10 protein-coding genes and 4 pseudogenes are annotated in these 8,944 nt (G+C 60.5%); 7 read left to right on the top strand and 7 right to left on the bottom strand.

Going from position 1 to position 8,944, the window contains the following annotated elements:
- Positions 1–394, top strand: a pseudogene (locus L9Z73_RS19640) (formaldehyde dehydrogenase, glutathione-independent); the annotation flags it as partial.
- Positions 395–439: 45 nt separating this feature from the next.
- Here L9Z73_RS19640 and L9Z73_RS19635 read toward each other — a convergent pair.
- The 4 genes from L9Z73_RS19635 to L9Z73_RS19620 form a co-directional block, all read right to left on the bottom strand.
- Positions 440–856: a hypothetical protein gene (locus L9Z73_RS19635; RefSeq protein WP_247404338.1), complete on the bottom strand. Its 417-nt coding sequence runs from the start codon at positions 854–856 to the stop codon at positions 440–442.
- A 186-nt stretch (positions 857–1,042) separates the two neighbouring features.
- Positions 1,043–1,438 carry a hypothetical protein gene (locus L9Z73_RS19630; protein ID WP_247404335.1) on the bottom strand — a complete coding sequence of 132 codons (396 nt, stop codon included), beginning with the start codon at positions 1,436–1,438 and terminating at the stop codon, positions 1,043–1,045.
- Positions 1,439–1,575: 137 nt separating this feature from the next.
- On the bottom strand, positions 1,576–1,836 hold the full coding sequence (locus tag L9Z73_RS19625) for a hypothetical protein (RefSeq protein ID WP_247404332.1): 261 nt from the start codon (positions 1,834–1,836) through the stop codon (positions 1,576–1,578).
- A 411-nt stretch (positions 1,837–2,247) separates the two neighbouring features.
- Positions 2,248–2,706: an anti-sigma factor domain-containing protein gene (locus L9Z73_RS19620; RefSeq protein ID WP_345894175.1), complete on the bottom strand. Its 459-nt coding sequence runs from the start codon at positions 2,704–2,706 to the stop codon at positions 2,248–2,250.
- Between the two features lie 136 nt (positions 2,707–2,842).
- Between L9Z73_RS19620 and L9Z73_RS19615 the strand changes: the two genes are divergently transcribed.
- A complete protein-coding gene (locus tag L9Z73_RS19615; RefSeq protein ID WP_247404327.1) occupies positions 2,843–3,415 on the top strand; it encodes a DUF2780 domain-containing protein in 573 nt (190 codons plus the stop codon).
- Positions 3,416–3,569: 154 nt separating this feature from the next.
- Positions 3,570–3,776, top strand: a complete 207-nt coding sequence (locus L9Z73_RS19610) for a hypothetical protein (protein ID WP_247404323.1) — start codon at positions 3,570–3,572, stop codon at positions 3,774–3,776.
- A 15-nt stretch (positions 3,777–3,791) separates the two neighbouring features.
- Here the strand turns inward: L9Z73_RS19610 and L9Z73_RS19605 are convergent.
- Positions 3,792–4,193 (bottom strand): annotated as a pseudogene (locus L9Z73_RS19605) (acyltransferase); the annotation flags it as partial.
- Between the two features lie 112 nt (positions 4,194–4,305).
- Here L9Z73_RS19605 and L9Z73_RS19600 point away from each other — a divergent pair.
- Genes L9Z73_RS19600 through creD form a run of 4 tightly spaced genes read left to right on the top strand, consistent with a single transcriptional unit; the run spans position 4,306 to position 8,348 of the window.
- Positions 4,306–4,806: an ATP-dependent zinc protease family protein gene (locus L9Z73_RS19600; protein WP_247404321.1), complete on the top strand. Its 501-nt coding sequence runs from the start codon at positions 4,306–4,308 to the stop codon at positions 4,804–4,806.
- A gap of 9 nt (positions 4,807–4,815) precedes the next feature.
- Entirely contained in the window at positions 4,816–5,484 is a 669-nt protein-coding gene (creB, locus tag L9Z73_RS19595; protein WP_247404318.1) for a two-component system response regulator CreB, read from the top strand.
- The gene (gene creC / locus L9Z73_RS19590; RefSeq protein ID WP_247404313.1) at positions 5,484–6,923 is read left to right on the top strand and encodes a two-component system sensor histidine kinase CreC; all 1,440 of its coding nucleotides are present in this window, start codon (positions 5,484–5,486) and stop codon (positions 6,921–6,923) included. Before creB ends, creC begins: the two co-directional genes overlap by 1 nt.
- A gap of 51 nt (positions 6,924–6,974) precedes the next feature.
- Entirely contained in the window at positions 6,975–8,348 is a 1,374-nt protein-coding gene (creD, locus tag L9Z73_RS19585; protein ID WP_247404309.1) for a cell envelope integrity protein CreD, read from the top strand.
- A gap of 153 nt (positions 8,349–8,501) precedes the next feature.
- Here creD and L9Z73_RS19580 read toward each other — a convergent pair.
- Together L9Z73_RS19580 and L9Z73_RS19575 are read right to left on the bottom strand one after the other, a co-directional pair.
- Positions 8,502–8,828 (bottom strand): annotated as a pseudogene (locus tag L9Z73_RS19580) (glutathione S-transferase C-terminal domain-containing protein); the annotation flags it as partial.
- Positions 8,818–8,944: pseudogene (locus L9Z73_RS19575) on the bottom strand (multinuclear nonheme iron-dependent oxidase); the annotation flags it as partial. The pseudogenes L9Z73_RS19575 and L9Z73_RS19580, both read right to left, overlap by 11 nt.

The raw sequence follows: 8,944 nt of genomic DNA, 5'->3' as shown, positions 1-8,944 counted from the left end.
CCACGGCCATGACGGCGCCAAGGCGGAGGCCCCGGCCACCGTGCTCAACTCGCTGATGGGCGTGGTGCGCGTGGCGGGCAAGATCGGCATCCCCGGCCTGTACGTTACCGAAGATCCAGGCGCCGTCGACGCCGCTGCGAAGATGGGCAGCCTGAGCATTCGCTTTGGCTTGGGTTGGGCTAAATCCCACAGCTTCCACACCGGGCAGACGCCGGTGATGAAGTACAACCGCCAACTGATGCAGGCGATCATGTGGGACCGCATTCACATTGCCGACATCGTGGGGGTTGAGGTGATCAGCCTGGATGACGCGCCGCGTGGGTATGGCGAGTTTGATGCGGGTGTGCCGAAGAAGTTTGTGATTGATCCGCATAAGTTGTTCAGTGCGGCGTAAATGCCAGAGCAGAAAATAGGGCGCCCCGACGGGCGCCCTTATCAATTAGAGTGGGGTCGAGAGTCTAAGGTTAGCGGTCGATTTTATAGTTTCTGGCTCGCCCTTCTCATTTGTCCACGGTACTTCAATTGTTTTTCCGCCGTAGTTGCAGAATAGTTTTCCGTTAGCCTCCTGAGCAGTCTCTGCTTTTAGTTCGTACTTGTCTTCAAGGTAAGTGTCGTTGGATCCGTGTACTTCACCTGTCCATTGTTTTCCGCCAGAGGAGGCTGTGTATTTAAATGCATTGGCAAATTCTCCTCTTACGGCGTCTTTGACTTTCTCAGTCGCGACGACGGGGTCAGTGTCTTTGAAAGGAACTGCCGTTATGTCCTCGACTTTTGGGCAGATACTGATATCCGCAGCATAAGCGCTCCCAGTAAAAGCCATGATGGCCAACATTCCCAACGTAAGTTTAGAGTTCATCTCAATGTCCCGGATTGATTTGGAAACTCGATTCTAGATAGACGGGTTGGCTGTTGATACTGTGAGATTTGACAGTTGGCTATGGCTTTTTTGCATGGGGGATATTTCTTTTTGTTTGGTTGTATCTGTTGTTGGCGTTTCAGGCATGGGCTAAATAGCTCCAGGCGGACGCTGACAATACGTTAGTCATTTGAGCGTTGTGAGGCGCAGGTAGGGGTCGACCCCCTCACCGTTTTTTATCAAGCGCTTTGCACCGTAATCACAATGAACCTTGTCGTCCCGTTCGTTGATGGCTTCTGCCTTTAGTGCATATTCCGAGTCCAGATAGTCATCGTTGGTCCCTGCCGTTTGCCCTGACCACGTTTTGCCATTGGCATTGGCGGTGTATTGATAGCCTTCGCCATACGGTGGGGGCAGGGCGGGGTCTGTGTAGGCTTTGGATTGGATGTCGCTGGGGGCGGGGCACTGGTCTATATCGGCGGCCAGGGTTGGTGAGGCTCGGTCTTTCGCGGCGGGTGTATGTTTTTGCTGTGCGCTGAAGAGGTTGAAGCCTGAGAAAAGGTTGGGTATCAATCCGATCATGATCGTTACAGCTCCTGTCTGGGTGAGCCTGTGAGAGGCTGTTTTGAATGAGCTGTCACGATGTTCCGGTTCCGTAGAATTGCTTACCCTAGGCAGGAGAACGGGCGACAGGGCGTCGCCCCTTTTGCCTCTGGTGTTTAAGCCTGCAAGCGCCGGCTGATCACATCCAGCAAATCGCACCCATCGCGCAACGGAATGGCACAAAGCAGGGCGAAGTCCTGTAGGACGATCGTGTCGGTTTGCAGGCCTTCGCGAAACGCCAGGTTTTCCATGACTTGGGTCACTGCGCGGATGCGGTAGACGGCGGCGTCGTGGAGGACGTCGAGGGGGACTTGGGTGTCAATGAGCAGGGAAGGGGTGGTGCTGTCGTGGCCGGTGAGCGGCATGTATCGGTTCATGTTTTAACCTTCATTTCAGAGAATGGGGCTACCACTCACACGTCGCCAAACGAATGGGTGGCAGCTGTACGCAGGTTGGCGAACCGGTGAAATGAGGCAAAGCCGGCAGACCCGAGGGTCTCCCACGCACAGCCGCCATAAAGGACAGCATCGCGGGTGCAAAAAAACCTGCAAAGGAGCAGGTGCTTTTGCATGCCTTACTTCAATCGAGTCGCCAAACCCGTATCGCCATGTGGACGACCGCCGAACTATAAGCGCCATCCTTCGCCGGGAGCAAGTCGCCTGGGCGCCGAAGATCAAATGTGGGAGTGGGCTTGCCCGCGATAGCGGTGTGACAGTCCCTGCAACATTGACTGAAACTCCGCTATCGCGGGCAAGCCCACTCCCACAGGGTTTTGTGGTGCCTGTGGCTTAGCGAGTCGCCAGCGCGCCTTGATACACCGTCGGCCCCGTCGGTTGCTTGCTCACCGACCCACCCTTGGTTTCCGAACTCACCATCAAATCCACCGGTTTGCTGATGGATTCCTGCTGGCGTGGGTTCAAGCCGATGATGCCTTTGCCATCTTCGGGCAACAGGCCGAGGGACACCGGTGTGCCGTCTTCGGGAATCGCCCACAGTTCCAGGCTTTGATCAGGAGCGGGCGCCGTCGAGGCAATCGGCTGCACTTCCAGGTAGTCCTTGTGGGCCATGATCTGCGCCGCCGGCTGCTGGGTGGTGGTCACCAGCGTGGCGGCGGATTTGACGGTGTCCTGGGTGTAGAGTGCGGCGCCGACGCCGGCAGCCACGACTGCGCAGGCGCCTATGAACAGGCGCGGACGGCTCCAGAATGAAGGCTTGTGATCAATCACTTGGGGTTGGATCGCAGTCATAAGTCGCTTCCTGACAAATTTTGTAGTCAGTTCATGGACCGGCGTATCGCAGTTGGGTTCCGGAGCGGGTTTGGAACAAGTGACGCAAAGGCCAGTCAAACGCCTGCTTTTACCCCTACATCCTGAGGTTGTTTCGATGAAGATTTCACGCGGTTTCGCCCTTTCCTGCCTGATGACCCTGGCAGCCGGCCCGGTGTTCGCCGCCGGATTCAGCCTTGGCGACGCGGCCAATGCGATTTCCGGCATGCAGGGCGGTAACAACAAAGCCGCTGCCGCCGCGCCGTCGTCCGAGACGGCCGGCTTGCTGAGTGCCCTGACCTCACAATTGAATGTAACCCCCGAGCAAGCCGTCGGCGGCACCGGCGCCATGCTCGGCCTGGCCAAGAACCAATTGAGTGGCTCCGACTATTCGCAACTGGGCAAAAGCGTGCCGGGCCTCGATCAACTGTCGGGCAGCAATGCGTTGGGCAGCCTCGGCGCCTTGAGCGGGATGCTTGGCCAGAGCGGTGGCAGCAAGACCAGCGGCTTGGACGGCCTGCTGGGTAACGTGAAGAACACCAACGACCTGAACACCGCGTTCAGCGCGCTGGGCATGGACAGCGGCATGGTCGGCCAATTTGCCCCGGTGATCCTGCAATACCTGGGCGGCCAGGGTGCCAACAGTTCGCTGCTGGGCAAACTGGCCCAGGCTTGGGGCACCGGTAGCTAAGGACGTTGACGGCATTTGCTCAGCACCTTTTTGGCAATACGGCGCAACAGCTCTCGAGGAACCGTGTGGGACGCTTCACCACCTACGCAGACCGCTCCAGGAAAATTAACCGTCCTGGAGTGGATTCTTCAATCCAGTTAGGTAGGAATCGTCCATGAACATCGCTAACACCTTCAGCACTCTTGCTAACGCTGCGTATCTCCAGGCAACGACCCATAAGCCCGCTGCTGCTGAGCAAGAAAAAGCGCCTGTCCACGCGAGCCAGGAGCAGGCTGATGCGGTGAACAATCACGACACCATCGAAAGACAGCACCAATGGCGCACCGGCGATAATTCGGCCACGTGGCCTAAGCGTTCGTAACGGTTACTTTGCCTATCAGGCTCCAGTGGTTGCGCCTCGCAGTTGCTGAATCCGCTGATCCTTCTCCCTCCAGAGCTGGTTGACCCAGTTCTGCACGACCTGGCGAAACGCCGGGTCGTTTTCGTAATCCCCCTGCCACAGCGCCGGGTCCAGTTCGCGGGGGCGGATGTCGATGATCACCTTCGGCACCGCGCCGCTGATCAAGTCCCAGAACCCGGGAATCTTCGCTTGCGGATAGACCACGGTCACGTCGAGCACCGCGTCCAGTTGTTCGCCCAGCGCCGCCAATACGAACGCCACGCCACCGGCCTTGGGCTTGAGCAGGCGGGTAAACGGTGAGTGTTGCTGGGCACGCTTGGCCGCGCTGAACCGTGTGCCTTCCAGGTAGTTGACCACCGTCACCGGCTGGCGCTTGAACAGCAAATCGCCCGACGAATGTTTCACAAAGTGCCGGGTATGGTCGTAGAACTAACTAAGTGCTGCCTTTGCGGTCTAGAATTCGCCTACTTCTTTCCGAGGAAATCACTTCGTGAAACTGCTCCTTGCCTCGCTCGCCCTGGCTGCCTTGCCCGTCATGGCCGCCGAACCGACTCTTTACGGTCGCTACGAATACATCCAGTTGCCGGAGATCGGCGAAACCTTCAAGGCCAAGATGGACACCGGCGCGCTGACCGCCTCGCTGTCGGCCCGTGACATCGAGACCTTCACCCGTGACGGCGACGACTGGGTGCGCTTTCGCGTTGGTGGCAAGGACGCCAGCAACAAAGTCTACGAACACAAGGTGGCGCGCATCAGCAAGATCAAGAGCCGCGCCGACGAAGACGAGGACAAGGAAGAAGCCACCGTGGCCAAGCGCCCGGTGATCGACCTGGAAATGTGCCTGGGCAACGTCAAGCGCACCGTCGAGGTCAACCTCACCGACCGCAGCAGCTTCAACTACCCGCTGCTGATCGGCGCCAAGGCCCTGCGTGAGTTCGGCGCCGCGGTGAACCCGGCGCGTCGCTACACCGCTGACAAACCGGACTGCTGACGGACCGCCATGCCGCACATCCTGATTGTCGAAGACGAAGCGGCGATAGCCGACACGCTGGTCTTCGCCCTGCAAGGCGAGGGCTTTTCCACCACCTGGCTGAGCCTTGGCCAGGAGGCGCTGGCCTACCAGCGCCAGACGCCGGCCGACCTGATCATCCTCGACATCGGCCTGCCCGACATCAGCGGCTTTGAAACCTGCAAGCAACTGCGGCGTTTCAGTGAAGTGCCGGTGATGTTTCTCAGTGCCCGCGATAGCGAGATCGACCGCGTGGTCGGGCTGGAGATCGGTGCCGACGATTATGTGGTCAAGCCGTTCAGCCCGCGCGAAGTGGCGGCGCGGGTCAGGGCGATCCTCAAACGTGTCGGCCAAGGTGTCGCACCGGCGTTGTTCCAGGTCGATCTGGAGCGCATGCAGATCAGCTACCGGGGCCTGGCACTGAGCCTGACCCGCCATGAGTTCCGCCTGCTGCAAAGCCTGCTGGAACAGCCCGAGCGTGTGTTCAGCCGCGAACAACTGCTGGACGCGGTCGGCGTGCCGGCCGATGCCGGTTACGAGCGCAATATCGACAGCCATATCAAAAGCCTGCGCAGCAAACTACGCAGCGTGGCGGCGCAGGCCGAACCGATCCAGACCCATCGCGGCCTGGGCTACAGCTACAGCCCGAGCCATAGCTGATGCGCCTGGGGCTGCGGATTTTCATGGTCTACGCGCTGTTTATCGGCCTCACCGGTTACTTCGTGCTAAGCACCGTGATGAAGGAAATCCGCCCCGGCGTGCGCCAGTCCACCGAGGAAACCCTGGTGGACACCGCCAACCTGCTGGCGGAAATCCTGCGCAATGACGTCAAGCACGGCACCCTCGGCCAAAGCCACTGGCCGGAGCTGCTCAAGGCCTACGGCACCCGCCAGCCGGGCGCGACCATCTGGGGCCTGCCGAAAAACCAGGTCAACCACCGCATCTACGTGACCGACGCCAACGGCACGGTGTTGCTCGACTCCAGCGGCGAAGCCGTGGGCCAGGACTATTCGAAATGGAACGACGTGTACCTGACCCTGCGCGGCGAATACGGCGCACGTTCCACCCGCAGCGCGCCGGATGACCCGGCCTCGTCGGTGATGCACGTGGGCGCGCCGATTCGCGACAACGGCCAGATCATCGGCGTGGTCACGGTGGCCAAGCCGAACAGTTCGCTGCAACCCTATATCGACCGCACCGAGCGGCGTTTGCTGTGGTACGGCGCCGGGCTGGTGGTCCTCGGCCTGCTGCTCGGCGCGCTGTTGTCGTGGTGGTTGAGCGTGGCACTGCGGCGGCTCACCACGTATGCCGAGGCGGTCAGCGAGGGTCGACGCGCCGAATTGCCCCATTACCGTGGCGGCGAGCTGAAGCAGTTGTCCACCGCCGTGGAGCACATGCGGACACAGTTGGAGGGCAAGGCTTATGTGGAGCATTACGTCCACACCCTGACCCACGAATTGAAGAGCCCGCTGGCGGCGATTCGCGGCGCGGCGGAGCTGTTGCAGGGCGACATGAGCCGCGAGCAGCAACAGCGCTTTGTCGGCAATATCGACAGTGAAAGTAAGCGCCTGCAGCAGTTGATCGAGCGCTTGCTGAACCTGGCGCAAGTCGAGCAACGACAGGGCTTGGAGGAGCAGGCGAGTCTGTCGCTGGCCGCGTTGGTCGACGATGTGCTCAAGGCCCAATGCGCGCGCATCGAAGGCGCCGGCTTACACGTCGAGCAAATGATCGGCGCTGAGGTGGAGGTCTTCGGCGAACCGTTCCTGCTGCGCCAGGCCCTGGGCAATCTGCTCGACAACGCCCTGGACTTCACACCGGCGGGCGGGGTGTTGCGGTTCAGCGCGCAGACCCGGCACAACGACGTGCAGGTCATTCTGTTCAACCAGGCCGCGCCGATTCCCGACTATGCCTTGCCGCGCCTGAGCGAGCGCTTCTACTCGCTGCCCCGCCCGGCCAGCGGGCGCAAGAGCACCGGGCTGGGCCTCAACTTTGTCGAGGAAGTGATGAAGCTGCACGGCGGCACCTTGCAGATCGGCAATGTGCAAGGTGGCGTGCAAGTGGTGCTGCATCTCCACACAGTCTCCACAGTGCCCACATAAATCCCCCACACGCGCGGCTCACGCTCTGCCCATCCAAACAGGGAGAGTCCCATGAACCGCAGCCTGCTTTTCAAACTGGGCGCGATTGCGCTATTGATCCTGCTATTGCTGATTCCATTGCTGATGATCAACGGCCTCATCGCCGACCGCCAATACACGCGCGACAGTGTCCTGATGGACATCGCCCGCAGCTCCAGCTACAGCCAGCGCCTCACCGGCCCGGTGATGGTGGTGCCGTACCGCAAGACCGTCCGCGAGTGGAAGCTCAATGAAAAACTCAACAAGCGCTACGAGGAAACCCGTGAAGTGCGCGGTCGTCTGTATTTCCTGCCGGAGCATTTTGAGCTCGACGGCCGGGTGCAAACCGAACTGCGTGCGCGCGGGATTTACCAGGCACGGCTGTTCCATGCCGACAACCGCATCAGCGGACGCTTTGCGTTGCCCGAGCAATGGGGGATTAAGGAGGATTTCGCCGATTATCGCTTTGAGCCGGCGTTTCTGGCGGTGGGTATCAGCGATATTCGCGGCATCGAAAACGCGCTGACACTGGAGCTGGGCAGCCAGCGTCTGGAGTTCTCGCCAGGCACCCAGGTGGAGTGGCTGGGCGAGGGCGTGCATGTGGCGCTCCCCACGCAGGACAGCAAAAAACCGGCCGCGCTGGACTTCGCCTTCGACCTGCGCCTGCAAGGCACCGAGCAGTTGCAAGTGGTGCCGGTGGGCAAGACCAGCCAGGTCGCACTCGCCTCCAATTGGCCGCACCCGAGCTTTATCGGCAACTTCCTGCCGGCGCAGCGGGAAGTCACCGACAAGGGCTTCAGTGCCAACTGGCAGACCTCATTTTTCTCCACCAACCTCGAAGAGGCCCTGCGCAGTTGCCTGACCGAGCGCGGCTGTGACGACTTCAATAACCGCAGTTTCGGGGTGAACTTCATCGACCCGGTGGACCAGTACCTCAAGAGCGACCGCGCGATCAAATACGCGCTGCTGTTCATCGCCCTGACCTTTGCCGGTTTCTTCCTGTTCGAAGTGCTCAAGGGCTTGGCGGTGCATCCGATCCAGTACGCCCTGGTGGGTGTTGCCCTGGCGTTTTTCTACCTGCTGTTGCTGTCGTTGTCCGAGCACCTGGGCTTTGCCTTGGCGTACCTGATCTCCGCCAGTGCCTGTGTGTTGTTGATTGGTTTCTACGTGTGCCATGTGCTGCGCAGCGTCGCCAATGGCCTGGGGTTCTCGGCAGGGTTGGCGGCGTTGTATGGCTTGTTGTACGGGTTGTTGAGTGCCGAGGACTACGCGCTGCTGATGGGCTCGCTGCTGCTGTTCGGCCTGCTGGGCACGGTGATGGTGCTGACACGCAAACTGGATTGGTACGGCGTGGGCAAGCGCAAGGCGGCTGAGCCGTTGGCATTTGATCTGGAGGCGGTGCAATGATCGGGTTGCGTGAGGATCAGCGGGTGCGAGCAGAACTGGTCGTGCGGATTAACCAGTTGTTTTGTGTGGCGAGGGCGCTTGCTCCCGTTGGACTGCAGGGGCGCTTCGCGCCCAAGCGGGAGCAAGCGCCCTCGCCACACTAGACTCGCGCAATCACACGGGTGGCTGTGTCTCAAGCATCGAAGGCCGCTGGCTGACTTCGGCGTACCAGGCGGCAAGCCGGGGGTTGGCGTCGCGCCATTGCAGGTCCGGGTGGCGGAAATCCAGGTAACCCAAGGCGCAGGCCACGCTGATCGCGGCAATATCGAAGTGGCTGGCCAGTTCGGCAATCGCATCCGCTTCCAGCTCCGCCAGGCTACGGCGGATCTTGTTGCGCTGTTCGTCGAGCCACGGGGCCCAGTGTTTTTCCGGCGGGCGCAGGGCGCTCTCGTAACGCACCAGCACGGCGGCATCCATGATGCCGTCGGCCATCGAGGGCATGGGGCCCGCCGATGGACAGGGACACACCGTGCATCACCAGCGGGTAGCGCTCGGCGATCGCGTCCAGGTAGTACAATGCTTTACCGCCCTGCACCAGGTAATTCTCGGAGATCACT

It is taken from the genome of Pseudomonas emilianonis, from assembly GCF_023072625.1.
In the GTDB taxonomy this organism is placed as follows: Bacteria; Pseudomonadota; Gammaproteobacteria; order Pseudomonadales; family Pseudomonadaceae; genus Aquipseudomonas; species Aquipseudomonas paraveronii.
Note: the sequence above shows the minus strand (reverse complement) of the source record. Positions and strands in the feature narration are given on the sequence as shown.